The following is a 25890-nucleotide window of genomic DNA, read 5'->3' on the forward strand; positions in this document are numbered from 1 at the left end:
TGGCGATCTCTACAACCTAACCCCGCAAGCTTGCTTGCAACACCGCCGCTCAGTGAACGCCACGCCGACCGGTACAGGAATCACCATGTCCCAAGAATCTTTCGCCGCCCTCTTTGAGGAATCGCTGCAGCGCTCCGACATGCGCGCCGGCGAGGTCATCTCTGCTGAAGTCGTTCGCATCGAGCACAACTTTGTCGTCGTGAACGCCGGCCTCAAGTCCGAGGCTTATGTGCCCATCGACGAGTTCAAGAACGACCAGGGCGAAGTGGAAGTTCAGGTCGGCGACTTCGTGTCGGTGGCCATCGACGCCATCGAAAACGGCTACGGCGACACCATCCTGTCGCGCGACAAGGCCAAGCGCCTGGCCTCGTGGCTGGCTCTGGAGAACGCGCTGGAGTCCGGCGAGTTCGTCACCGGCACCGTGTCGGGCAAGGTCAAGGGCGGCCTGACCGTGCTGGTCAACGGCATCCGCGCCTTCCTGCCGGGTTCCCTGCTGGACACACGTCCGGTCAAGGACATGAGCCCGTTCGAGGGCAAGACCATGGAGTTCAAGGTCATCAAGCTGGACCGCAAGCGCAACAACGTCGTGCTGTCGCGCCGTGCTGTGGTCGAGGCTTCGATGGGCGAAGAGCGCGCCAAGCTGCTGGAAACGCTGTCGGAAGGCGCGATCGTCCACGGTGTGGTCAAGAACATCACCGAGTACGGTGCCTTCGTTGACCTCGGCGGCATCGACGGCCTGCTGCACATCACCGACATGGCATGGCGCCGTGTCCGTCACCCGAGCGAAGTGGTGACGGTGGGTCAGGAACTGACGGCCAAGGTGCTGAAGTTCGACGCCGAGAAGAACCGCGTCTCGCTGGGCCTGAAGCAACTGGGCGACGACCCCTGGTTCGGCGTTTCGCGTCGCTACCCGGCCAACACCCGCCTGTTCGGCAAGGTCACCAACATCGCCGATTACGGTGCCTTCGTCGAGATCGAGCCGGGCATCGAAGGTCTGGTGCACGTCTCCGAGATGGACTGGACCAACAAGAACATCGCCCCCAGCAAGATCGTCTCGCTGGGCGACGAAGTCGAGGTCATGGTGCTGGAGATCGACGAAGAGAAGCGTCGCATCTCGCTGGGCATGAAGCAGTGCAAGGCCAACCCCTGGGAAGAGTTCGCCGAGAACGTCAAGCGCGGCGACAAGGTCAAGGGCCCGGTCAAGTCCATCACCGACTTCGGCGTGTTCGTGGGCCTGGCCCAGGGCATCGACGGTCTGGTGCACCTGTCCGACCTGAGCTGGAACGAGCCGGGCGAGACTGCCGTGCGCAACTACAAGAAGGGCCAGGAAGTCGAAGCCATCGTGCTGGCCGTGGATGTCGAGCGCGAGCGCATCTCGCTGGGCATCAAGCAACTGGACGCCGACCCGTTCACCAGCTACACCTCGATCAACGATCGTGGCCAGACCGTGACCGGCAAGGTCAAGACGGTTGACGCCCGCGGCGCGGAGATCGAGCTGGCTGACGACGTCACCGGCTACCTGCGCGCTTCGGAAATCTCCCGTGACCGCGTGGAAGACGCCCGCAACGTGCTGAAGGAAGGCGACGAAGTCACCGCGATGATCGTCAACGTCGACCGCAAGACGCGCAACATCCAGCTGTCGATCAAGGCCAAGGACAGCGCTGACCAGCAGGAAGCCATGCAGCGCCTGTCGGCATCGAGCGAGCGTGAGAACGCTGGCACGACCAGCCTGGGCGCCCTGCTGCGTGCCAAGCTGGACAACCAGCAAGGCTGATAGCTCAGGAGGCGCGCGCAACGCGCCGCCTCCAGGGTCCGGCGCCCGTGGCGTCCGGACTACAGTGGCAGGCTCGCTACTCTACCGGGGGCGAGCCTGTTCTACTCTCTGCCACTAGAACATCAAGAATTCCCACGTCATGACCCGCTCCGACCTCGTTGCCCGGCTCGCCGAACGTTTCGGCCAGCTCAACCAGCGCGACACCGAGTTCGCGGTCAAGACCATCCTCGACGCGATGTCGGATGCGCTCGCACGCGGCCACCGCATCGAGATTCGCGGCTTCGGCAGCTTTTCGATCAACCGCCGTCCGCCCCGCATGGGCCGCAATCCGCGCAGCGGCGCGCAGGTGCTGATCCCCGAGAAACTCGTGCCGCACTTCAAGCCCGGCAAGGCGCTGCGCGAGGCTGTCGATGCGCAGTTGCCGGTGAGCGACGACGCGCCGGCAAGCCGGCCCGAGTGAGGCCGCGCGCCGCTCGGCTCGCAGCCTAGAATCCGCGCTGATGCGCCTCCTCGTCTGGCTCTTCCGGGCCTTCCTCTTCTTTGCCCTCTTCGCCTTCGCGCTGAACAACAGCCAGGAGGTGCAGGTGCGCTGGTTCTTCGGCCACGACTGGCGGGCGCCGCTGGTCATCGTCGTGCTGATCGCCTTTGGCCTCGGTTGCGCACTCGGCGTGCTGGCCATGGTGCCGGCCTGGTGGAAGCACCGCCGCGATGCGCAGCGCCTGAGCGACCCGCAATTGCCGGCCAAGGCAGCCGACCCCGCCGTGCCCGCCAACCCGATACGCGATGGACTTTGAGCTGAGCTGGTTGCTGATCGCCCTGCCGATGGCCTTCGCCCTCGGCTGGCTGGCCTCGAAACTGGACGCGCGGCAGTGGAAGCGCGAGCAGCGCGATGCACCCAAGGCCTACTTCAAGGGTTTGAACCTGCTGCTCAACGAACAGCAGGACAAGGCCATCGACGCTTTCATTGAGGCGGTACAGGCCGACCCCGACACCTCCGAGCTGCACTTCGCGCTGGGCAATCTGTTCCGCCGCCGTGGCGAATACGAGCGTGCGGTGCGCGTGCACCAGCATCTGCTGCAGCGCGGCGACCTGCCGCGTCGAGAACGCGAGCGCGCCCAGCATGCGTTGGCGCAGGACTTCTACAAGGCCGGCCTCTTCGACCGTGCCGAAGAGGCCTTCGCCCAGCTGCGCGGCAGCGCCTTCGAGAGCGAAGCCGAGCTGGCACTGCTCAATCTCTACGAGCGCACCCGCGACTGGGCCAAGGCCGCCGAAGTGGCGCGGCATTTGGAATCCTCCGGCACCGGCTCCTTCGCGACTCGCATTGCCCACTACCTGTGCGAGCAGGCGCTGGAAGCACAGGCCCGCGACAAGCCCGAGGACGCGCTACGCCTGCTCGCCGAGGCGCGGCAAACCGCGCCGCAGGCCGCGCGAGCCCATGTGCTGAGCGGCCAGATGCTCGCCCGCCAGGGCCGACACGAGGCCGCGATGGCCGCCTACGCCGAACTGCTGGCGCAGCAGCCCGAAGCCTTCAACCTGGTCGCCAAGGACTATGCCGAGGCGGCCCGCGCGTGCGGCGCCACCGCCAAGGCGCTACAGACGCTGCAGGCACAGTACCAGCGCAGCCCCGGCATGCACCTGATCCTGGCGATGGCTCAGCTCGAGACCGAGGCCGATGCCCAGCGCCAGCGCCTGCTCGATCATCTGCGCCAGGAGCCCAGCCTGTCGGCCACGCGATTGCTGCTCGGGCAGAACAAGTGCCCGCTGGGCGAGGACGAGGCCAAGCTGGTCAATGCCGCGCTGGACCGCGCGGTGCGCCCGCTTCAGCGTTACCGCTGCGCGGCCTGCGGCTTCGAGGCGCAGCACTATTTCTGGCAATGCCCCGGCTGCCTGGGCTGGGACACCTATCCGCCTCGCCATGTCGAGGAACTCTGATGAACCTTGAAGCAGCTCGCCAGGCCGGCGCGGACGACGATCGCGTCATCCTTTGCATGAAGTGGGGCACGAAGTACGGCCCCGAATACGTCAACCGCCTCTATGCGATGGTCGCGCGCCATCTGCGCGGCCCCTTCCGCTTCGTCTGCCTGACCGACCGCAGCGAAGGCATCCGCCCCGAGGTGCAATGCCTGCCGATCCCGCCGCTGGCGCTGCCGCCAGGCATCCCTGAGCGCGGCTGGACCAAGCTGACCACCTTCGAGGCTGACCTGCACGGCCTGAAAGGCACGGCGCTGTTCCTCGACCTGGACGTGGTCATCGTCGACGACATCACACCTTTCTTCGAGGTGCCGGGCGAGTTCCTCATCATCCACGACTGGAAGCGCCCCTGGCGCATCACCGGCAACTCCTCGGTCTATCGCTTCCGCATCGGCGCGCATGCCGACGTGCTGGCCAAGTTCCGCCGCGAGTTCGAGAGCATCCGCGGCCAGTTCCGCAATGAACAGGCCTATCTCTCCGACGAGATGCACAAGAAGGGCCTGCTGAAGTACTGGGACGCCCAATGGTGCGCCAGCTACAAGTACCACTGCATCCCGACCTGGCCGACGAACTACTGGCGCGATCCGATCATTCCCAAGGGTGCGCGCATCCTGATCTTCCACGGCGTGATGAACCCGCCCGACGCGCTGGTGGGTCGCAGCAATGGCAACTGGCGTTATGCGAAACCGGCGCGCTGGATCGCGGAGCACTGGCAGGAATGAACTGATGCAATCGCCTTGGCTGTCGATTTGCATTCCGGTCTACAACGTCCGGCAGTACTTGGAGGCCTGCATCGAGTCGGTCCTGAGTCAGCCCCTGCAAGGCGTAGAAGTCCTGCTGCTGGACGACTGCTCAACGGACGGCAGTGCAACCGTCGCCGAGCAATTCGCAAGCCAGTACTCGGCAAACCTGCGCCTGTTGCGCCACCCGCGCAACCAGGGCATCTCGGCCGTACGCAACTCTCTGCTCGACGCGGCGACGGGCACCTATGTCTGGTTCCTGGACAGTGACGACATCCTGATGCCGGGGGCCATCAAGGGCTTGGCCGAGACCGTCGAGCGCCACAGGCCGGATCTTGTGCTCTGCGACTTCTACGACATGCGCGACAAGGTGCGGCTCAAACACCGGCTGCGTCGCGAACATCACCGTCGCACCTTTCCAGGGCCGGCCAACACGCTTTTGCATGACCGAAATGCGCTCTGGGATGGACTGCTCCGCCAGGGACACATGCACGTCTGGAGCAAGATCGCCCGGCGCGAACTCTGGGGCACCGATCTCCGATTCCCGGTGGGCAGGACCTTCGAAGACATGGCAGTAGCGCCATTTCTTGCCCTGCGGGCACGCAGCTACGTCTACGTCGACCGGATCTGGATCGGCTATCGCAAGCGTCCTGGCAGCATCGTCGCGTCACAAAGCGAGGGCAAGCTCGACGATATGCAGGCAGCCACAGCATCTTTGCCCGCGCTGACCGCCAACCTCACACCAGCGCTGAGCGCAACCGGCCGCTTCTATGCGTCCTGGATGGCAGCGAAGAACTTCATCGCCGCCGCACGTTTCGATGTGAGTCAGGGAAAGAACCTGCGACTGGCTCAGCGACTGGCAGTGTTCGAGCGCAGTTGCCTGATTCCGCCGCGAGATGTCGTCGCCGGCTGCGTCAGGCGCGGCTGGCTGTGGCGTGCGCTCAAGCTGAGCTACTGGCTGCGACGCTCAAGGAACCACTCCCTCAGACCGTAGGCAACGCGGTTCAGCTCATTGACGATGCGGAATCCATAGGCAGGAAACCTGCGAAGCCAGAAGAACTTTCGCGAAGGCGCATTCGCGGCATGGTTGATCGTAGAGGGCGCTTCGTGATGATCGCAGGGCGGCGGCGTCAGCAGCCGCACCTTGATGCCGAAGTTCCAGCCCTGATCGAATACATGGTCGTAGGGCAGGCGCATTGGCAGCAGCCCCTGCGCATAGGACGAAGCTGCTCGCCGGTTGATCAGATATGCACTGGAGCCGGTGCACTTGCTCAACATCACTGACAGCCACTGCCCCGGCGACACCTCCAGATAGCGCTGCGGCGTCCCGGAGTGCACGGCGGACAACTTGACCATGTCCCAGCGCGACGGATGGCGCATCAGTCCCGCAAGCGCGGCAGGCAAGCGATCCGAGAGAACCACGTCGTCCTCCAGCACCAACGCAGCCTCAGCCTTGCTCGCGTGGAAGCGGCGAATGACCTCCACATGGGAGAGGTAGCAGCCCAGTTCACCCGGCAAGGACGTCATGCCATGCCGCCGCCTGAAGCCTGCCTCATCCAGCAGCGCCAGCTGTGCCTCGGTCAGGGCACGAGCGTCAACCGCGGGCAGACGCTCGAAGCAGAGGTTCAGGGATTGCAGACGTGCGCTGATCGCGGCCCAACGCTCGGGCGACCTGTCGAGGTTGATAACCCAGATACAGAGTCCCTCGGGATTGCCGGCGGGCTGAGAATTGGACGGGAATGACATCGGGGCGCAAGTATATTGGAGGGTATCGAGCACGATCCGAGCCCCGGCAGCTCGTCAGCGCGTACGCCGCTCTCCAGCCATTGCGCTCGGCAGCGACCCGGCCCGTCTCTGCCATCGCCACATGCCAAGGGCGGTCGGCAGTGCAGCGAACAGCTGGCGCAGCGGCACGGACAACCCTGCTCGCCACCCACAGCGCTTGAGCGGAGCGCCTCATCGGGCAGGCCTGCGCCGCGTACCAGGACCCCATCTGACAGACAAAGGCTGACAATCGGACGCTGCCAGCCAGAAGAAGAACACAACCGTGACTGAAACCCTGCCGGATCTCAAGACCACCGCACGCCGCGTGCTGCGCTTCGTGCGCCCGCACCGCTGGGGCGTGGTGTTCACCCTGCTGGCCTATCTTGGCGCGGCGGCTACCGAGCCGCTGATCCCGCAACTGATCCGCACCGTGTTCGGCGACGGCTTCAAGCCGGATGCCTTCGCGGTCTGGTGGGTTCCCGTGGTGCTGATCACGCTGTTCGCGCTGCGCGGCCTGTTCAGCTTCCTGGGTCAGTACCTGCTGAACTGGACCAGCTCGCGCACCGTGCTCGACATGCGCCGCGCCCTGCTCGATGCGCTGCTCAAGGCCGATGCCTCGGTCTTCACCAGTCTGCAACCCGGCACCGCGGTGAGCAAGGTCGTCAACGACCCGCAGCAGGCGATGCAGCAGCTGTCCGGCACGCTGATCGTGCTGCTGCGCGACGGCCTGCCGGCCGCGGCCATGCTGGGCTACCTGCTCTACCTGAACTGGCAGCTGACGCTGCTGTCCATGGTCACCACGCCGCTGCTGGCCTTCGTCGTCAAGCGCATCAACCGCCGCGTGCAGCGCATCGGCACGCGCAGCTACGACGCGCAGATGGCGCTGTCCGCCAAGGTGGACGACCTCACCCGCGCCTGGCGCGTGGTGCGCAGCTTCGACGCCGGCGACTACGAGCGCGAGCGCTTCGGCCATCTGACCAAGGAGGCCCAGCGTCAGGCGCTGAAGACCGCCGCCACCAACGCCATGATGCAACCGCTGTCGCAGTTGGTGGCCAGCCTGGGTCTGTCGCTGATCATCACGCTGGCGCTGCTGCAGGCCCGCCAGAACAACACCGGCGTCGGCGAGTTCGCCGCCTTCGTCACCGCGCTGCTGCTGCTGACCTCGCGGCTGCGTCACCTCACCGAGCTGTCGCAGCCCATCATCAACGGGCTGGTGGTGGCGCGTGGGTGCTTCCAGCTGCTGGACCTGCCACAGGAGCCCGACCCTGGACAACACGAGCTGCACAGCTGCCGCGGCGACATCGCGCTCGAGGCGGTCACGCTGCGCTATCCCGGCGCCGAGACCGATGCGCTTCAGCAGCTCAGCCTGCGCATCGCCGCCGGCCAGACCACCGCGCTGGTCGGTGCCTCAGGCTCCGGCAAGAGCTCCATCGTCAGCCTGCTGCTGGCCTTCGCACGGCCGCAGTCGGGCCGCATCACGCTCGATGGCGAGCCGATCGACGGCTTCACCCGCGCCGCGCTGCGCCAGCAGTTCGCCGTGGTCTCGCAGGACATCGTGCTCTTCGACGCCTCGGTGGCCGACAACATCGCCTATGCCCAGCCGCGCGACGATGTGCGCGTCGAGAAGGTCTTGCGCGCCGCCCATCTGTGGGACTTCGTGCAGGGCCTGCCGCAGGGGCTGGACACCCATGTCGGCGCCAACGGTTCCCGGCTGTCCGGCGGCCAGCGCCAGCGCCTGGCCATCGCCCGCGCGCTCTACAAGGATGCGCCGGTCTGGGTGTTCGACGAAGCCACCTCGGCACTGGATACCGAGAGCGAACGGGCGGTGCAGCTGGCGCTGGAGGAGTGGCACGGCCGCAAGACGCTGATCATCATTGCGCACCGCCTCTCCACCGTGCGCAGCGCCGACACCATCCATGTGCTGCGCGAAGGCCGGCTGCTGGAGAGCGGCAGCCATGCCCAGCTGCTTGCCGCTGGTGGCGCCTATGCTGCGATGGTCCAGGCGCAGGCCGGTGAATGAGGCTCTCGGCTTGGTCAAGCATGAATAGGCGCGCGCTGCTCGCCCTGCTCCCGGTACTTGCAGCGCTGCCGCCGTGCCACGCCGTGGATGCCCGCCTGGAGCTCAACACCGCCAGTCGCGCCGAGCTGGAGTCACTGCCCGGCATCGGCCCTGATCTCGCAGCACGGCTGCTTGCCGCGCGCGCGCAAGCGCCCTTCGCGGACTGGACCGAACTGCGCCGGCGTGTCCAGGGCATAGGCGAGGCCAGCGCCCGCCGCCTCTCTGCGCATGGCCTGCGCATCCAGGGTCAAGCCTATGACCCGCTTGCACCGGCCATCGGCGCCAGTGCGCCGACCGCCTCATCTCAACGCCACTGATCCCCACCGATGCGTCTCGCCCAGATCCTCTTCTCCCAAGGCTTCGGCACCCGGCGGCTGTGCGCCGGCCTGATTCAGCATGGCGAAGTCCGCGTCGCCGGCGAGCGGGTCGACGATCCCGATGCCGACTTCGACACGGATGGCCTGGTGTTCGAAGTCTCCGGCAAGACCTGGCCCTATCACGAGAAGGCGCTGATCCTGCTCAACAAGCCGGCCGGGTACGAGTGCTCGCAAAAGCCCAAGCACCATCCCAGCGTGCTGAGCCTGCTGCCCGAACCGCTGCGCGAGCGCGGCGTCCAGCCTGTCGGTCGGCTGGACGAAGACACCACCGGCCTGTTACTGCTGACCGACGACGGCGCGTTGATCCACCGTCTCACCAGCCCCAAGCACCATGTGCCCAAGGTCTACGAGGCGCGCTGCAAGCACCCGTTGACTGCAGACCAGGTGCAGCGCCTGGTCGATGGCGTCGAGCTGCGCGAGCCAGAGCTGCCGGGCAAACGGCCTCGCCCGCCCGAGCTGGCCCGTGCGGAAGCTGCCGCGGCCCTCGGCGAGCACACGCTCAGCCTCACGCTGACCGAAGGCAAGTATCACCAGGTCAAGCGCATGATCGCCGCGGTCGGCAACCGCTGCGAAGCGCTGCATCGCTCGCAGATCGGCCAGTTGCACCTCCCGGCCGATCTGGCGCCCGGACAGTGGCGCTGGCTGGACGATCCGGCACAGGTCGGCGGCTGAGGCGCGGTGCCGAAGGCGCCGGCCCTGAGTCGGCTGGGCGCCACGTTTGCGGGTTGTTCCTAGGGCGATGGGCGGGCCGCAGCGCGCGACACTGCGCGCAACGCGGAGGAGGAGGCTGCTGGCCTCGATATCGCGCGAGAACAAAGAACCACACCGTCGTTGGAAGTCCAGCGGGCCGCGCACCTCGCCACGCGGCCCTCAACACATGATCACCGAGAGCCTATTGCCGGCCGGACCAGGCACGCATGGTCCCGACGCGGCCGTCACGGATGTGGCAGCCGAGGTGGCCGCCGCACGCCTGTCCATGCTGCATGAGGCCACCATGCTGCCCGCGGCGATCGGCCTGCTGTTCTGTCTGCTGCCGGTGGCGTTCCTGTGGTCGCAGGCGCCGCTGCTGGTGCTGCTGGGCTGGCTGGGCTTGCGGGCCCTGATGGTCGCGCTGCGTTGCATAGACACGCTCGACTACCGACGCCGCCCGCCGTCGCATGAGCACACCGCCCGCAGCGAGCGGCGCTATCTGGTGCTGCTGACGCTCGATGGCCTGAGCTGGGGCGGTATGGCGCTGCTGGCCGGCTTCACCAGCGCGCCAGGCTTCATTGGCAGCGTGTTGGCCACGCTGATCGGCGTCTGTGCCATCGCGCTGCTCACCTGCAACACCAGTGCCCGAGCCTATGCCCTGTTCGCCGCAGGCGTGCTGACGCCGCTGCTGCTGCAGCTGCTGAGCACCGACATGCCGCTGAAGGACTTCAGCATCCCCGGACTGCTGTTGTTCGGGCTGCTTTCGCTGCTCGAATCGCGCCGCATCGAGGGCCGCAGCCTCGAACTGCTTCGGCTGCGCTTCGAGTTCGCCCACCAGGCCGAGGCGCGCAGCGCAGCCTTGCAGCAGGCGCAGCGACTCGCCGAGGACAAGCGCCAGATCGTTGCGACGCTGAGCCACGAGATCCGCACGCCGCTCAATGGCATGCTGGGCATGGCGCAGCTGCTGGCCCGCTCCGATCTGAACGCCCAGCAGGCCAGCCAGCTGGCACTGATGCAGCGCTCCGGCCGCCATCTGCTCGATCTCGTCAACGACATGCTGGATCTCGCTCACATCGAGTCGGGCAAGCTGCGTATCGACCGGCAACCGCTGCCGCTGCGCGAGGCGATCGACGAGGTCTGCCAGCTGCTCGGCGGTCGGGCCGCCGAAAAGGGCCTGCGCTTCGAGCGCCAGCTGGCTCCGGACCTGCCGGGCTGCATCGTCGGCGACGCTGCGCGCATCAAGCAGGTGCTGCACAACCTCATCGGCAATGCGATCAAGTTCACCGACCTGGGCCATGTGCGGGTGAGCGTCGGCATCGATGCGCGAGCGCAGGCCTTGAGCATCGCCGTGCAGGACACCGGCCTGGGCATCGCGGCCCACGAGATCGAGCGCATCTTCATGCCCTTCGAGCAGGCAGGCGGCGAGCGCATGCGGCGGCGCGAAGGCACCGGACTGGGTCTCGCGATCTCACGCGAGCTGGCCCGTGCCATGGGCGGCGAACTCGGCTGCACATCGCTGCCTGGACAAGGCTCGGTCTTCACCTTTACCCTGCCCTGCATCCCCTGCGCGGTGCCCGACCCCGGCGCGATACCCGAGCCGCCGGCGCTGGCCCTGCTGCCCCAGCTGCAGGGCCGTGTGCTGCTGGTTGAGGACTGCCCGGTCAATATGCTGGTCGCCGCGACCATGCTGGAGCGCTGCGGCCTGCAGGTGACACGCGCCGAGGACGGCGCCCAGGCGGCGCAGCGTTTGGCTGCCGAGCGCTTCGACCTGATGCTGCTGGACTGCCAGCTGCCGGATGTCGATGGCCTGGAGCTGTGCCGGCGCTGGCGCGCCGAAGAACGACGGCTGGGCGCAACGCCGGCCTTGCCCATCGTCGCGCTGACCGGCAGCGTCGGCGCAGACGAACGTGCGCGCTGTCTGGCCGCCGGCATGAACGAGCATCTGCCCAAGCCCTTCGCACACGAGGACCTGCTGGCGACGGTGCAGCGCCATCTGCGCAGCACGATGCCCACAGCTGAGCCGCGCTAGCGCCGACGCGCGCCGGGGATAATGCCGGTCATGCAGGTCTTTCGCGGCTTCCACCATCCCGGCATCGCCAGCGCCTGTGCGCTGACCATCGGCAACTTCGACGGCGTGCATCGCGGCCACCAGGCCATGCTGGCGCTCTTGCGCTCGGAGGCCCGCCATCGCGGCCTGCCCTCCTGCGTACTGAGCTTCGAGCCGCATCCGCGCGACTACTTCGCCGCCAAACTGGGCAAGCCCGAGCTGGCGCCGGCGCGCATCGCCACGCTGCGCGACAAGCTTGGCGAACTGGAGCGCTGCGGCATCGACCAGGCGGTCGTGCTGCGCTTCGACGAGCGCTTCGCCGCGCAGACGCCGCAGCAGTTCATCGACCAGGTGCTGCGCCAAGGCCTGGGCGCGCGCTATGTGCTGGTCGGCGACGATTTCCGCTTTGGCGCCAAGCGCATGGGCGACTACGCCACGCTGGATGCCGCCGGCGCCCGCCACGGCTTCGACGTGGCGCGCATGATGAGCTACGAGGTGCACGGCCTGCGCGTCAGCAGTTCGGCGGTGCGCGAGGCGCTGGGCCAGGGCCGCATGGACGATGTGACCCGGCTGCTCGGCCGGCCCTACTCGATCTCCGGCCATGTGGTGCATGGCGCCAAGCTGGGCCGCAGCCTGGGTGAGAGCTCGGAAGGCAACGGCGACGGCTTCCGCACGCTGAACCTGCGCTTCCCGCACGACAAGCCGGCGGCGATGGGCATCTTCGCGGTACGCGTCTGGGGCCTGGGCGTTGAGCCGCTGGACGGCGTGGCCTCGCTGGGCAAGCGCCCCACGGTGGACGACAGCGGCCGCGTGCTGCTGGAGGTGCACTGCCTGGACTGGCCGGCCTCACTGGGCCGCGAGGGGGCCTACGGTAAACTCGTGCGCGTGGAACTGCTGCACAAACTTCGCGACGAAGCCCGCTACGACGGGCTAGACGCCCTGACGGCCGCGATCCGCCAGGACGTGGCCCAGGCGCGCGAGTACCTCTCCACCCACGCCGCACTGCGTCGCCAGACCACGCGCGACCGAATTTGAAGGGCTGAGCCCTGCCCTCAGCCCGGCGTGCCTGGAGCGCGCCGACCCTTTCTGCAGGCCACCGACATCCAAGCCGGTCTGCTGCTGCCTGAATTGCCGCCCGCCATGAGCAACGACACCAACAAGCCCGATTCTTCTGCGACGGACTACCGCGCCACGCTGAACCTGCCCGACACGCCCTTCCCGATGCGCGGCGACCTGCCCAAGCGCGAGCCGGGCTGGGTCAAAGAGTGGGAGCAGCACGGCGTCTACAAGAAGCTGCGCGATGCGCGCTGCGGCGCGCCGAAGTTCGTGCTGCACGACGGCCCGCCCTATGCCAATGGCCAGATCCACATCGGCCACGCGGCGAACAAGATCCTCAAGGACATGATCGTCAAGGCGCGCCAGCTCAAGGGCATGGACGCGGCCTATATCCCCGGCTGGGACTGCCACGGCCTGCCGATCGAGAACCAGATCGAGAAGACCCACGGCCGCGGCCTGCCGCGCGACGAGGTGCAGGCCAAGAGCCGTGCCTACGCCACCGAGCAGATCGCGCAGCAGATGGCCGACTTCAAGCGCCTGGGCGTGCTCGGCGAGTGGGACCATCCCTACAAGACGATGAATTTCGCCAACGAGGCCGGCGAGATCCGCGTGCTCAAGCGCCTGTTCGAGCGCGGTTTCGTCTACCGCGGCCTGAAGCCGGTCTACTGGTGCTTCGACTGCGGCTCCTCGCTGGCCGAGTTCGAGATCGAGTATGCGGACAAGCAGAGCCCGGCGGTGGACGTGGCCTTCCTGGCCGCCGATCCGGCCAAGCTGGCCGCGGCCTTCGGCCTGGGCTCGCTGGCCAAGGATGTGTTCACGGTGATCTGGACCACCACGCCCTGGACCATCCCGGCCAACCAGGCGCTCAACCTGAACCCGGCGCTGAGCTATGCGCTGGTCGACACCGACAAGGGCCTGTACGTCGTGGCCGAGGCCCTGGTTGAGAAGTGCCTGGCGCGCTGGAAGCTCGAAGGCCAGGTGATCGCCACCACGCTGGGCAAGCAGCTCGGCGGGCTGGAGTTCAAGCACCCGCTGGCCCATGTCGACGCGGCATATGACCGTGTGAGTCCGGTCTATCTGGCCGACTACGCCACCGCCGAGGATGGCACTGGCGTCGTGCACTCGGCGCCGGCCTATGGCCTGGACGACTTCCAGAGCTGCGTCTCGCACGGCCTGGCCTTCGACGACATCCTGAACCCGGTGCAGGGCAACGGCGCCTATGCGCAAGACCTGGCCCTGTTCGGCGGCCAGCACATCTGGAAGGCCAACCCGGTGGTCGCGCAGGCGCTGGACGACGCCGGCCGCCTGCTCTCGCATAACAAGATCACCCACAGCTATCCGCACTGCTGGCGCCACAAGACGCCGGTGATCTACCGCGCCGCCGCGCAGTGGTTCGTGCGCATGGACGAGGGCGTGGGCCTGTTCGCCACCGAGAAGCCCGCGCAGAGCCTGCGCCAGACCGCGCTGGCTGCAATCGACGCGACCGGTTTCTATCCCGAGAACGGCCGCGCCCGTCTGCGCGACATGATCGCCAACCGGCCCGACTGGTGCATCTCGCGCCAGCGCAGCTGGGGCGTGCCGCTGCCGATCTTCCTGCACAAGGATTCGGGCGAGCCACATCCCAACACGCTGGAGTTCATCGAGCGTGCCGCGCAGCTGGTCGAGGCCGGCGGCATCGAGGCCTGGGCCAAGCTGGACCCGGCTGAATGGCTGGGCGCCGAGGCCGCGAGCTACACCAAGGGCCAGGACATCCTCGACGTCTGGTTCGATTCGGGCTCGACCTTCCAGCACGTGCTCAAGGGCAGCCATGCCGGCGCCGCGCACGACAGCGGCCCCGAGGCCGACCTGTATCTCGAAGGCCATGACCAGCACCGCGGCTGGTTCCATTCCTCGCTGCTGATCTCCTGTGCGATCAACGACCGCGCGCCCTACCGCGGCCTGCTCACGCATGGCTTCGTCGTCGACGGCCAGGGCCGCAAGATGAGCAAGTCGGTCGGCAACGTCGTCGCACCGCAATCGGTCAGCGACAAGATGGGCGCCGAGATCCTGCGTCTGTGGACCGCGGCCACCGACTACTCGGGCGACCTGGGCATCGACGACAAGATCCTCGCCCGCGTGGTGGACGGCTACCGCCGCATCCGCAACACGCTGCGCTTCCTGCTCGCCAACGTCTCGGATTTCGATGCCAAGACGGATGCCGTGCCGGCCGAGCAGCTGCTCGAGGTGGACCGCTACGCGCTGGCCCGCGCCGCCGAGCTGCAGGCCGAGATCCTCGAGCACTTCGAGCGCTACGAGTTCCACCCGGTGGTGGCCAAGCTGCAGGTCTACTGCTCCGAGGACCTGGGCGCCTTCTATCTGGACGTGCTGAAGGACCGCCTCTACACCACCGCGCCGAAGAGCCTGGCGCGTCGCTCGGCGCAGACCGCGCTGTGGCAGATCACGAACGCGATGCTGCGCTGGATGGCGCCCTTCCTCAGCTTCACCGCCGAGGAGGCCTGGAAGGTCTTCGCTGGCGCCAAGCCCGGCGACAGCATCTTCACCGAGACCTACTGGCAGTTCGCCGCCCCCGATGCCGCCCTGCTCGCCAAGTGGGCGCGCGTGCGCGAAATCCGCGAGGCGGTCAACAAGGCGATCGAGGATGTGCGTGGCACGGGTGCCATCGGCGCCTCGCTGCAGGCCGAGGTGGACCTGGGCCTGCCCGCCGACGATCTGGCCCTGCTGCAGAGCCTGGGCGAGGACCTGCGCTTCGTGCTGATCACCTCGGCCGCCCGCATCGCGCCGGCGACCGAGCTGACGGTGAAGGTCAGCGCCTCGGCGCACCAGAAGTGCGAGCGCTGCTGGCATTACCGCGAGGATGTCGGCAGCGTTAGCGCCCATCCGACGATCTGCGGCCGCTGCGACAGCAATCTGCACGGCGCGGGCGAAACCCGCAAGGTGGCCTGAGCATGGGCGCTCGCAAAGGCAGCGGTGCCGGCCTGACGATGACGCAGTGGCTGCTGCTGGCCGCGCTGATCGTCATCGCCGACCAGTTCACCAAGGTGCTGATCCTCTCCAGCTTCAGCTACGGGGACAGTCGCTACGTCACCAGCTTCTTCAACCTCGTGCGCGTGCACAACACCGGCGCGGCCTTCAGCTTCCTGGCCGGGGCCTCGGGCTGGCAGCGCTGGTTCTTCATCGGACTGGCAGCGGCGGCGACCGTCTTCATCACCGTGATGCTGCGCCGCCACGGGCACCAGACGCTGTTCGCGCTGGCGCTGACGCTGATCCTCGGCGGTGCGGTGGGCAACGTCATCGACCGCCTGCTGCATGGTTATGTGGTCGATTTCATCCAGCTGCACTGGCGCAACTGGTACTACCCGTCCTTCAACGTCGCCGACAGCGCAATCACCCTGGGCGCGATCCTGCTGATCTGGGACGAGCTGCGACGGGTCCGCCGCGGCTGACTGCCTGACAGCGGCCTGATCGAGGCTAAGGAAAGTCCGCTGTTGCTCGGCGCCAGACTGACCTAGTCTGGCGCCATGAGCGCCACACACAGCGATCGGGAGCATGAGCCCGGCATCGAGACGAGCAGCGCCGCGTCCTCGACCGACGCTGCCCCGCAGAACGCCAAGCCGCCCGAGAACCTCTCGGTCTTCGACATCAAGCTGCGCCCGCTGCGCTTTGCGCAGCCGCTGGGCTGGATCGCCGCCGGATGGCGCGACTTCCTGCGTGCGCCAGGCATTGGCATCTTCTACGGCCTGTGCTTCATGGCCATGGGCTGGGGGCTGCTGAAGGTCTACCAGAACGCGCCGGCCTACACGCTGGCCCTGTCGGCCGGCTTTCTGCTGATGGGGCCCTTCATGTGCCTGGGTCTCTATCAGGTCAGCATGCGGCTGGAGCGCGGCGAGAAGCCCGACCTGGGCGATTCGCTGACCGCCTGGGACACGCGCATGGGCCAGCTGGCCATCTTCGGCGCGGTGCTGCTGGTGCTGGAGATGCTGTGGGGCCGCGCCTCGCTGGTGGTGTTCGCGGTCAGCTTCGATGGCATGCCCGACTTCGGCGGCTCGCTGACCAAGCTGCTCGACCCCGAGAACATCGGCTTCATCGTCACCTATCTGGCGGTGGGCGCGGTGTTCGCCGGCCTGATCTTCGCCGTCAGCGTGATCTCCATCCCGATGCTGCTGGACAAACCCGTGGACGCGATCACCGCCGGCCTGACCAGCATGCGTCTGGTGCTGACGCAGACCGGCGTGATGCTCTTCTGGGGCTTCCTGATCACGCTGCTGGTGGTGCTGGCCCTGCTGCCCTGGTTCGTCGGGCTGCTCGTCGTGGGTCCGGTGCTGGGCCATGCCAGCTGGCATGCCTACCGCGCCGCAGTTGCCGACTAATGCATGGGCAGCGCCAAAATCTTCACGGGAACACGGGTCGGCCGAGCCAAAATGCCGGACTGAATTTCGCTCGCGGCACCCCGCCGACGCCCTGCGCCTGTCCATGCTCGACTATTCCTGCCTGACGCACTATGAGTGGCTCGATATGCCCGTCTGGGTGTTCGACCACGATCGTCGGCGCAATCTCTGGGCCAACTCCGCCGCGCTGAGTTTCTGGAAGGCGGAGAGCGCCGAGGAATTCCTCGCCTCCGAGCTGGCCGACATGAGCGAGATGGTGCGCGAGCGCCTGGCCGTCACCGCCGCCGACCATGCCCAGGGCAAGATCGTGCGCGAGCAGTGGACGCTGTTCCCCAAAGGCCAGCCGACCACGGTGATGCTGGCCTCGCGCGGCCTGCGCACGCCGGACCGGCGCCAGGTGATGCTGTTCGCTGTCGAGGGCCTGCGCGAAGGCGCCGACAAGTCCATGCTGCGTGGCGTGGAGGCGCTGCAGCACACCTCCGTGCGCATCATGGTCGTCAGCCTGAAGGATGGCAGCATCCTGATGCGCAATGCCGCGGCCTCGGCGGCCTTCGGCGTGCTCAGCGGCCGGCGCGGGCCCCACGACTGGCTGGCGATGTTCGCTGCGCCCGAACTGGCGCAGCGCATCCTGGCCCAGGTGCAGCGCGGTCAGACCTTCAGCGCCGACCTGGAGCTCAAGACCACCGCCGGTCAGCGCTGCCACGCGGTCGATGCGCGACCGATGCGCGACCCGGTGACCGGCGATCTGGTGATGCAGTTCAACGCCCGCGACATCGCCGACCTGAAGGCCACGCAGCTGGCCCTGGTCGCCGCGCGCGAGGCGGCCGAGGCCGCCAGCCAGGCCAAGAGCAGCTTCCTGGCCAATATGAGCCACGAGATCCGCACGCCGATGAACGGCGTGCTGGGCCTGACCGAGCTGGTGCTGCAGACCGAGCTCAGCGATCGGCAGCGCAAGTTCATCGAACTCGCGCACAAGTCGGCCAAGGGCCTGATGGTGATCATCAATGACCTGCTGGATGTGGCCAAGATCGAGGCCAACCGCGTGGTCATCGAGCAGATTCCCTTTGCGCTGCACGACTGCCTGCGCGAGGCGCTGCAGCCGCTGCTGCTGCATGCGCACGAGAAGGGCATCACCTTGCAGGCACGGGTGCAACCAGGCGTGCCGCTGCGCCTGGTCGGCGACCCCTTGCGTCTGCGCCAGGTGCTGGTGAATCTGGTCGGCAATGCGCTGAAGTTCACCGAGAAGGGCGAGGTGCGCCTGGAGGTGCAGCGCCTGGACGAGGGCGCCTCACAGGCCGGCGGGCCGGCACGGCTGCGCTTCTCGGTGCACGACACCGGCATCGGCATGACCAAGGAGCAGATCGCCCAGGTCTTCGCGCCCTTCACGCAGGCCGACGGCAGCATCACGCGCCGCTACGGCGGCACCGGGCTGGGGCTGACCATCGTGCAGCGCCTGGTCGCGCTGATGGGCGGCGAGGTGCGGGTGGAGAGCCAGCCCGGCACCGGCAGCTGCTTCAGCTTCGAACTCTTGCTCGAAGCTGCCCCGGAAGAAGCCGCGCCATCGCCCGCAACCGCAGCGCCGCAAGCCGCCGCAGCAGCGGCGACGGCCACCCCGGCCAGCGCAGCCGCCTCAGGGGATCAGCACGCTTGATCCGGTGGTGCGCCGCGACTCGAGGTCGCGGTGCGCCTGCGCCATTGCGGCGAGGCCTTCGTAGCGCTGGTCGACGCGGATCTTCACCTGGCCGCTGCTGACCATCGCGAACAGATCGTCCGCCATCGCCTGGCTGCTCTCGCGCGTGGCCAGGTGGGTGAACAGTGTCGGTCGGGTCAGATAGAGCGAACCCTTCGCCGCCAGCGTGCCCAGCGCCACCGGAGGCACCACGCCAGAGGCATTGCCGAAGCTGACCATCAGGCCCAGAGGCGCCAGGCTGTTCAGCGAGCCTTCCCAGGTGTCCTTGCCCACCGAGTCGTAGACCGCCTTCACGCCCTTGCCGCCGGTGATCTCGCGCACGCGCGCGGCGAAATCTTCCTTGCGGTAGTTGATCGCATGGCTGGCGCCGCTGGCCAGCGCCAGCGCGCATTTCTCGTCGCTGCCGGCAGTGGCGATCAGCTGCAGGCCCATGGCCTTGGCCCACTGGCAGGCAATGAGGCCGACGCCGCCAGCGGCGGCGTGCCAGAGCACGAAGTCGCCCGCGGCCAAGCCTCCCTGCGGCAGCGTGCGGCGCAGCAGGTACTGCACCGTCAGGCCCTTGAGCATCATCGCCGCGCCAGTCTCGAAGTCGATCGCGTCCGGCAATCGCACGACGCTGCGCGCCGGCATCACGCGTGCGGTGCAATAGGCGCCGGGCGGCTGGCTCGCATAAGCGGCACGGTCGCCGACCTGCAGATGCGAGACGCCCTCGCCGACCGCCTCGACGATGCCGGCGGCCTCCATGCCCAGCGCAGCGGGCAGCGGCAGCGGATAAGTGCCGTCGCGGTGGTAGACGTCGATGAAGTTGAGGCCCAGCGCCTGATGGCGGATGCGGATCTCGCCAGGGCCAGGCGCACCGACCTGGACCTCGACCACCTCCATCACGTCCGTCCCGCCCTGGGTGGCGATACGGATGGCGCGCTCGCTGCTGCTGCTCATGTCTGATGTCTCCTTCGTACAAGCGTTGACCGTGCAATTCCGCTATCGTGCCAGCCTTTGCGAATCGCTGCCCCCTGCGACCGATGCTGACACCACGCCTTGCCTTGCTGCTGACCCTGCCACCGCTGATGTGGGCGGGCAATGCCGTGGTGGGGCGCATGCTGGCACCCAGCGTGCCGCCGCTGCTGCTCAACGCGCTGCGCTGGACGCTGGCGCTGCTGATCCTGCTGCCGCTGGGGCGGCATCTGCTGGGCGATCTGCGCCCACTGCTGCGGCGCTGGCGCTACTTCGCGCTGATCGGCCTGCTCGGCATGGGTTGCTACAACGCGCTGCAGTACCAGGCACTGCGCTCGTCGAACGCGCTCAACGTCACGCTGATCGCCGCCAGCCTGCCGGTGTGGATGCTGGCCGTGGGCGCGCTGTTCTACAGGATCCAGCCGACCCGCCGCCAGCTGATCGGCGCCCTGCTCTCGCTGACCGGCGTGCTGTTTGTCATCGCGCGCGGCGACCCGGCCCTGCTCGCCCAGGTGCAGTTCGTGCCCGGTGATCTGCTGATGCTGCTGGCTGTGTTCAGCTGGGCGATCTACAGCTGGCTGCTCGCCAAGCCGCCCGCGCACATGCAGGGCGAGCAGCGGCCGCAGTGGAACTGGGCCGAGATGCTGCTCGCGCAGACCCTGTTCGGTCTGGCCTTCGCGCTGCCGATGGCCGGCATCGAGCAGGTCTACACCGCGCAGCCCGTGGTCTGGGGGCCAGGTCTTGCCCTGGCCCTGGTCTATGTGGCTGTCGGCCCCTCGCTGATCGCCTACCGCTGCTGGGGCCTGGGCGTCGCCGAGGCGGGCCCGACCGTGGCGTCCTTCTTCGGCAACCTCACACCGGTATTCGCTGCACTGATGTCGGCCGCGCTGCTCGGCGAATGGCCGGCCTGGTACCACGGCGTGGCCTTCGCGCTGATCGCGCTGGGCATCACCGTGTCGTCGCTGCGGCGTTGAGCGTCAGCGTCTGCACCGTCGCGCCAGGCAGGAAGGGCAGTGGCTCGCCCTTCAGCCAGGCCTCGTGATCGGCACGATAGTAGGGCGAGAGCGGATGGCCGCTCTGCCCGCCCGGCACGGCGAGGATGCCACGCGCCTCCTGCCCCGGCGCCACGACCATGCGCTGCGACTGGCCATGCACGCTGAGCTGCACGCGCGGCATGTGGCGGTCGCCGGCCAGCGGCGTGTCCGGCATGTCCAGCCAGCGTGCCAGCCAGGACGGCAGCGCACTGCTCAGCGGATGACGGATCGCCGCACGGTTCTGCTCGCCCCAGGCCAGCGACGCGATGCGCCCGTCAGGCGTGGTCTTCAGCAAGGCCTCGCGGCTGTCGAGCACGGCCTGCTGCAGCAGCGCCGGCCATGAGGCTGCGCCCTCCGGCAGCGTGTCGGCGCGGCGCGCCTGCAGCATGGCCCAGCCGGGCGTTTCGGTAGCGAGCTTCAGGTCGCGCAGCTTCAGCTGGCGCGCCTCCAGCTCGGCCGCCAGCGGCGCGAAGAGCCGCTCCAGCACGCGCTCGCGCCAGGCGCGCAGCAGCCGATAGCCCACCGCCTGCGGCGCGGCAGCATCGGCGCTGCGCTCTATGGCCTCGCGGTAGTCGGCCAGCCCATGCTGGCGCACGAAGTCCGGCGTCAGCACCTCGCTGAGCAGCAGCTTGCGCCAGCGCTGCAGGAAGAGCGCGCGATGGTCGAGCTGGATCTCGTGCAGCGCCGCCTCGTCGAAGCGCTGCCGTGCCAGCAGGCCGTCGCGGATCTGCTGGCCTCGTGCGCCGAGGTCGTAGCCGCCATCGCCGATCAGCGCCAAGGCCTCGCCGCCGACCGAACGCGCATTGGCGGTCCACAGGCGCCCGTCTACCGGTTGCGCGACGGTCGGCCAGGCCGGGTCGTCCGCCGACAGCCAGCCGGTCCAGCCCTGGCGGCCGTCGCTCCAGTCCTGTGGCAGGTCCAGGCTGGCGAGCTGCCGCTTCGGAATCGCGCCGATCAGCGTCCAGCCGATGCGGCCCTGCGCATCGCCGACCACCAGGTTCTGCGCCGGCATGCCCGCGCCGCGTGCCAGGCGCAGCGCCTGCTCGGTGCTGTCTGCGGACTCGAGGTCCAGCGTGCGCATGTTCAGCCCCTCGGGCGCATGCGCCACCCAGCGCAGCGCGTACTGCGCGAACGGCGGCTCCAGCAGCGGCCCCCACTCGGTCTCGCGCACCTCGTGCTCGACCGTGCTGCCGTCGGCCAGCTCGATGCGCTCGACATGGCGTTGCAGCGGCTGCTCGCCCTTGGGGCCGAGGTAGCGCTGGCCGTCGGCGCTCAGGCGCAGCTTGACCAGATCGGCCCAGTCCGCAGTGCTGTTGGTGAAGCCCCAGGCGACTCGCCCATTGCTGCCGGCCACCACCGTGGGCGTGCCGGGCAAGGTAACGCCGGCGACGCTGCGCGGCTGCCCCGCAGCATCTCGCCAGGACAGCCGGGCCTTGAACCAGGTGCCTGGCACGCGCAGGCCCAGATGCATATCGTCAGCGACGATGGCGGCGCCGCCAGCGGCGCTCAGGCTGCCGGCAACGGCGAAGTTGTTGCTGCCGCGGTCGCGGTGGCTCTCGTCAGCCTCGCCCGCCTCACGGCTGCCCAGCTGCGCGGTCTTCACGCGGCGCAGCGCCTCGGGCCACGCCGCATCAGGCAAGGGCCGAGGCTGTGCCTGGCTGCCGTCCAGCGCAGCCTGCCAGTCGGCGCTGTGCTGGGTCAGGAAGGCATACCAGTCCGGGCCGACCAGCTCGTGCAATGCCTGCATTGCCAGATCGTCGCGGCCCTGAGAGCTCTGCAGGTCCAGATACATGCTCAGCACCACCAGCAGCGAATCGCTCGGCTGCCAAGGCTTGGGTGACTGGCGCAGCATCCAGTACTCGAAGGGCCGCGAGCCCAGCGCATCCAGGCCGGCATTGACGCCGGCGGCATAGGCCTGCAGCAGCTCGCGATGCGCGGCGGGCAAGGCCGCCAGCGCCGCGTCGGCCCGCGTGCGGAAGCGGTGCAGGCGGCGCGACTTGTCCAGTGGCAGTGCCTTGGGCCCGACCAGCGCCGCGAGCTCGCCCGCGGCATTGCGCCGCAGCAGGTCCATCTGGAAGAAGCGTTCCTGCGCATGGGCAAAGCCCAGCGCGCGTGCTGCATCGGCGCGGCTGGCGGCCTCCACGCTGAGGTAGCCGCGCTCGTCGCGGCTCAGCGTCGCAGATGCACTCAGGCCCGGCAGCGCGCGTTCGCCTTCGTATTGCGGCAGGCTGCCGCGCAGGCCCAGCGTCGCCACCGCGGCGAGCAACAGCGTCAACAGCAGCAGCGCAAGGACAAGCCGCCGCGCCCATTTCCCAATCCTGCGAGCCATGCGCGCTCCCCGCGTGCAGTGATAACGCGGCGATTGTGGCGGCGAGTGGCGGCGCCGGGGCTCAGAAGGTTCCCGGGTAGGCGCCGCCGTCGAGCAGGATGTTCTGGCCGGTCAGATAGCCGGCCTGCGCGCTGCAGAGCATGGCGCAGATGGCGCCGAACTCCTCGGCCGTGCCGAAGCGCTGCGCCGGGATGCCGGCACGGCGCTTGGCGGCGATCTCGTCGATGCTGCCGCCACCCTTGGCTGCGCCGGCGGCCATGGTCTTCTGCAGGCGCTCGGTATCGAAGGCGCCGGGCAGCAGGTTGTTGATCGTCACATTGCTGGCGGCAATCGCGCGCTGGCGGGCCAGGCCGGCGACGAAGCCGGTCAGGCCGGTGCGCGCGCCGTTGGACAAGCCCAGCACGTCGATGGGCGCCTTCACCGCGCCGGAAGTGATGTTGACGATGCGGCCGAAGCCGCGCGCGGCCATGCCATCCACGGTCGCCTTGATCAGCTCGATCGGGGTCAGCATATTGGCGTCCAGCGCGGCGATCCAGTCCTCGCGGTTCCATTGGCGGAAGTCGCCAGGCGGCGGACCGCCGGCGTTGTTGACGAGGATGTCGACCTGCGGGCAGGCGGCCAGCGCGGCGGCGCGGCCTTCGGCCGTGGTGATGTCGCCGGCCACCGTGCGCACTTCGACGCCAGGATAGGCGGCACGGATCGCGGCGGCCGTGGCCTCCAACGTCTCGGCGCCGCGCGCGGTGATCACCACGTTGACGCCCTCTCCTGCCAACGCCTCGGCGCAGCCGCGACCCAACCCCTTGCTCGCCGCACAGACCAGCGCCCAACGGCCACGAAGTCCAAGATCCATTGCCATCTCCTTTTACCTGTAACGTGTCAGCAGCCAGACGCCGGCCAGCACCAGCGCGGTGCCAGCCAGCAAGGTGGGCGTGAAAGGCTCGTCCAGCAGCCACACGCCCATCAGAATCGTCGACATCGGCCCGATCATGCCGGTCTGCGCCGCCAGCGTGGCGCCCAGCCTCTCGATCGCCATCATCACCATCAGCACCGGCGCGAAGGTGCAGGCCGTCGCGTTGAGCAGCGACAGCCACAACACCGGGGTCGCCACCTCGGCCAGCGCGCCAATCGGCCGCAGCAGCAGGTACTGCGCGATACACAGCAGGCAGGCCACACTGGTGGCCAGGCCGGTCAGACGCAGCGCGCCCAGGCGCTTGACCTCCTCGCCGCTGTAGACGAGATACAGCGCGTAGCTGACCGCGCTGCCGAAGACCAGCGCCGCACCGAGCGCCACATCGGTGCCCTGCAGCTGCAGCTCATGGCCGAACACCACCAGCACGCCGGCGTAGCTGACGCTGAGCGCGCCGAGCTGACGCAGCGTCACCGGGCGGCCGAACAGCACCCGACCGAGCAAGAGCACCAGGGTCGGATTCAAGTAGAGGATCAGCCGCTCGAAGCTGGCCGAGACATAGGCCAGGCCGGCAAAGTCGAGAAAGCTGGCCAGGTAGTAGCCGCAGAAACCCAGGCCGCAGATCGCCAGCCAGTCGCGCCGCGTCAGTGCCGGCTGGCCCCGGCCCGCCCACCAGGACAACAGCAGGAACAGCGGCAGTGCGAAGAGCATGCGCAGCATGATCAGCGTCACCGCATCGACGCCATGACGGTAGGCAAGCTTGACGATGATGGCCTTGCCGGAGAACGCGATCGCCCCACCCATGGCAAGCAGCAATCCGGGCCAGAGCGGACGGCCGATGTCGGCGGACTGTGGGCTGAAAGCTGCATCGCTCATGGACCGACTCATTCTAGTTAGGGGGATACCCGCAGCGAAGCGTGAACAGTTGCCGGCAAAGCCTGTTCGCCGCATGCCGGTGCGCTCATCGCCCTGCAGCAGCAATGGTTTGCGCCGATAGCATGGCGGTCGAAATCCGACAAACAGCCGCGCGCAGAGAGAACTTCTGATGCAGTACCCGGAGAGCGTCGTCAAGAGTGCCGAATACCTGCGGCAGGCCCTGCCTTTGATGACGCGCCAGCGTGCAGCCCTGCATCCGCTGTCCTACGCGGTCTGGTACGAGCATGTGTCGGGCTGCAACGTCGCGCTGAGCCGCGAGATCCACGTGCTGACCGAGCGCGGCCAGACCTTGGACGACGCACAGACCCGCACCCTCTACAGCCGCCATATCGGCGACGCACGCTCCATCGACGAAGCCAGTGCCAGACGCATAGGCGATGCGCTGGCGACGCTGCTGCGCGACATGGCCGGCTCGGCCGATGAAGCCGGTGCTGCCAGCGATCGCTTCGGCGCAGTGCTGGAGAGCTGTGCGCGCGAACTGGCCGAACGCGGCGCCGGCCTGCCGCTGCGCGAGCTGCTGCTGGGCACGCAGGAGATGCGCGAGCAGATGCACAAGCTGCGCCGCCGGCTCGACACCAGCCAGCAGGAGATCGAGCAGCTGCGCGAACAGGTCGCCCAGGCACGCGGCGAGGCCCTGGTGGACGCACTGACCGGTCTGGCGAACCGGCGCGCCTTCGACCGCGAGTTGCAGCAGTGCCTGCAGCAGGAAGAAGCCGGCACGCCGACCAGCCCCTGCCTGATCTTCGGCGACATCGATCACTTCAAGCGCATCAACGACAGCCACGGCCACGCTGCCGGCGACGAGGTGCTGCGCATCGTGGCGCAGGCACTGCGTAGCGTGGCGCACAGCCACCATCTGGCCGCGCGCATCGGCGGCGAAGAGTTCGCCATCCTGATGCCCGGCGCAGGCTTGCACGAGGCGGTGATGCTTGCCGAGGCGCTGCGCGAGCGCGTCGCCGCACAGGACCTGCCCCCGACGGTGCGGCAGGCCGAACGCGTCACCATCTCGCTGGGTGTCACCCAGCTCGCCATCAGCGATGCGGTGCCGGAGTTCCTCGGCCGGGCCGACCAGGCGCTCTACAGTGCCAAGCATGGCGGACGCAACCGCGTCGTCGTGCTGCCGCCACCGCAACGCCGCGCCGCCTGAACCGGCGGCTGGCCGCCGGCCTTAGGCTAC

At 68.1% G+C, this 25890-nt stretch carries 22 protein-coding genes; 17 read left to right on the plus strand and 5 right to left on the minus strand.

Annotated elements, in window-relative coordinates; genetic code table 11:
- Positions 1-85 precede the first annotated feature (85 nt).
- The 6 genes from rpsA (at position 86) to AC2EBS_RS05510 (ending at position 5479) form a co-directional block, all read left to right on the plus strand.
- Positions 86-1774 carry a 30S ribosomal protein S1 gene (rpsA, locus tag AC2EBS_RS05485; protein WP_484727350.1) on the plus strand — a complete coding sequence of 563 codons (1689 nt, stop codon included), beginning with the start codon at positions 86-88 and terminating at the stop codon, positions 1772-1774.
- Positions 1775-1913: 139 nt separating this feature from the next.
- Positions 1914-2234, plus strand: coding sequence for an integration host factor subunit beta (locus AC2EBS_RS05490; RefSeq protein WP_484727351.1), 321 nt, complete (start codon positions 1914-1916; stop codon positions 2232-2234).
- A gap of 40 nt (positions 2235-2274) precedes the next feature.
- Positions 2275-2568, plus strand: a complete 294-nt coding sequence (locus tag AC2EBS_RS05495) for a LapA family protein (protein ID WP_484727352.1) — start codon at positions 2275-2277, stop codon at positions 2566-2568.
- Entirely contained in the window at positions 2558-3706 is a 1149-nt protein-coding gene (lapB, locus tag AC2EBS_RS05500; protein WP_484727353.1) for a lipopolysaccharide assembly protein LapB, read from the plus strand. Before AC2EBS_RS05495 ends, lapB begins: the two co-directional genes overlap by 11 nt.
- Positions 3706-4467, plus strand: a complete 762-nt coding sequence (locus AC2EBS_RS05505; RefSeq protein WP_484727354.1) for a glycosyltransferase — start codon at positions 3706-3708, stop codon at positions 4465-4467. Before lapB ends, AC2EBS_RS05505 begins: the two co-directional genes overlap by 1 nt.
- 4 nt (positions 4468-4471) lie before the next feature.
- On the plus strand, positions 4472-5479 hold the full coding sequence (locus AC2EBS_RS05510; protein ID WP_484727355.1) for a glycosyltransferase family 2 protein: 1008 nt from the start codon (positions 4472-4474) through the stop codon (positions 5477-5479).
- Here AC2EBS_RS05510 and AC2EBS_RS05515 read toward each other — a convergent pair.
- Positions 5437-6231, minus strand: a complete 795-nt coding sequence (locus tag AC2EBS_RS05515; protein WP_484727356.1) for a glycosyltransferase family 25 protein — start codon at positions 6229-6231, stop codon at positions 5437-5439. The two genes, AC2EBS_RS05510 and AC2EBS_RS05515, sit on opposite strands and share 43 nt — an antisense overlap.
- A 301-nt stretch (positions 6232-6532) precedes the next feature.
- Here AC2EBS_RS05515 and msbA point away from each other — a divergent pair, with 301 nt between their 5' ends.
- The 9 genes from msbA (at position 6533) to AC2EBS_RS05560 (ending at position 18514) form a co-directional block, all read left to right on the plus strand.
- Complete coding sequence (gene msbA, locus AC2EBS_RS05520) at positions 6533-8269, plus strand: lipid A export permease/ATP-binding protein MsbA (RefSeq protein ID WP_484727357.1); 1737 nt, start codon at positions 6533-6535, stop codon at positions 8267-8269.
- 83 nt (positions 8270-8352) lie between these two features.
- Complete coding sequence (locus tag AC2EBS_RS05525) at positions 8353-8625, plus strand: helix-hairpin-helix domain-containing protein (protein WP_484727358.1); 273 nt, start codon at positions 8353-8355, stop codon at positions 8623-8625.
- 9 nt (positions 8626-8634) lie between these two features.
- Positions 8635-9357: a pseudouridine synthase gene (locus tag AC2EBS_RS05530; RefSeq protein WP_484727359.1), complete on the plus strand. Its 723-nt coding sequence runs from the start codon at positions 8635-8637 to the stop codon at positions 9355-9357.
- Between the two features lie 205 nt (positions 9358-9562).
- Entirely contained in the window at positions 9563-11404 is a 1842-nt protein-coding gene (locus tag AC2EBS_RS05535) for an ATP-binding protein (RefSeq protein ID WP_484727360.1), read from the plus strand.
- 30 nt (positions 11405-11434) lie between these two features.
- Positions 11435-12457 carry a bifunctional riboflavin kinase/FAD synthetase gene (locus AC2EBS_RS05540; RefSeq protein ID WP_484727361.1) on the plus strand — a complete coding sequence of 341 codons (1023 nt, stop codon included), beginning with the start codon at positions 11435-11437 and terminating at the stop codon, positions 12455-12457.
- 105 nt (positions 12458-12562) lie between these two features.
- Entirely contained in the window at positions 12563-15421 is a 2859-nt protein-coding gene (gene ileS / locus AC2EBS_RS05545) for an isoleucine--tRNA ligase (RefSeq protein WP_484727362.1), read from the plus strand.
- 2 nt (positions 15422-15423) lie between these two features.
- The gene (lspA, locus tag AC2EBS_RS05550; RefSeq protein ID WP_484727363.1) at positions 15424-15921 is read left to right on the plus strand and encodes a signal peptidase II; all 498 of its coding nucleotides are present in this window, start codon (positions 15424-15426) and stop codon (positions 15919-15921) included.
- 75 nt (positions 15922-15996) lie between these two features.
- Positions 15997-16845 carry a DUF2189 domain-containing protein gene (locus AC2EBS_RS05555; protein WP_484727364.1) on the plus strand — a complete coding sequence of 283 codons (849 nt, stop codon included), beginning with the start codon at positions 15997-15999 and terminating at the stop codon, positions 16843-16845.
- A gap of 103 nt (positions 16846-16948) precedes the next feature.
- Positions 16949-18514 carry a sensor histidine kinase gene (locus AC2EBS_RS05560; protein WP_484727365.1) on the plus strand — a complete coding sequence of 522 codons (1566 nt, stop codon included), beginning with the start codon at positions 16949-16951 and terminating at the stop codon, positions 18512-18514.
- On the opposite strand, the gene AC2EBS_RS05565 is transcribed toward AC2EBS_RS05560, so the two are convergent.
- Complete coding sequence (locus AC2EBS_RS05565; protein WP_484727573.1) at positions 18494-19435, minus strand: quinone oxidoreductase family protein; 942 nt, start codon at positions 19433-19435, stop codon at positions 18494-18496. The genes AC2EBS_RS05560 and AC2EBS_RS05565 overlap by 21 nt on opposite strands.
- A 140-nt stretch (positions 19436-19575) precedes the next feature.
- On the opposite strand from AC2EBS_RS05565, the gene AC2EBS_RS05570 reads away from it, so the two are divergent.
- Complete coding sequence (locus AC2EBS_RS05570) at positions 19576-20481, plus strand: DMT family transporter (RefSeq protein WP_484727366.1); 906 nt, start codon at positions 19576-19578, stop codon at positions 20479-20481.
- On the opposite strand, the gene AC2EBS_RS05575 is transcribed toward AC2EBS_RS05570, so the two are convergent.
- From AC2EBS_RS05575 to AC2EBS_RS05585, 3 genes are all read right to left on the minus strand, one after another.
- On the minus strand, positions 20456-22816 hold the full coding sequence (locus AC2EBS_RS05575; RefSeq protein WP_484727367.1) for a penicillin acylase family protein: 2361 nt from the start codon (positions 22814-22816) through the stop codon (positions 20456-20458). The genes AC2EBS_RS05570 and AC2EBS_RS05575 overlap by 26 nt on opposite strands.
- 115 nt (positions 22817-22931) lie before the next feature.
- The gene (locus tag AC2EBS_RS05580; protein ID WP_484727368.1) at positions 22932-23720 is read right to left on the minus strand and encodes an SDR family oxidoreductase; all 789 of its coding nucleotides are present in this window, start codon (positions 23718-23720) and stop codon (positions 22932-22934) included.
- 12 nt (positions 23721-23732) lie between these two features.
- Positions 23733-24653 carry a DMT family transporter gene (locus AC2EBS_RS05585; protein WP_484727369.1) on the minus strand — a complete coding sequence of 307 codons (921 nt, stop codon included), beginning with the start codon at positions 24651-24653 and terminating at the stop codon, positions 23733-23735.
- Positions 24654-24822: 169 nt separating this feature from the next.
- Here AC2EBS_RS05585 and AC2EBS_RS05590 point away from each other — a divergent pair, with 169 nt between their 5' ends.
- Positions 24823-25860, plus strand: a complete 1038-nt coding sequence (locus tag AC2EBS_RS05590) for a GGDEF domain-containing protein (protein ID WP_484727370.1) — start codon at positions 24823-24825, stop codon at positions 25858-25860.
- Positions 25861-25890: the final 30 nt, after the last annotated feature.

Source organism: Roseateles sp. T103 (genome assembly GCF_057219915.1).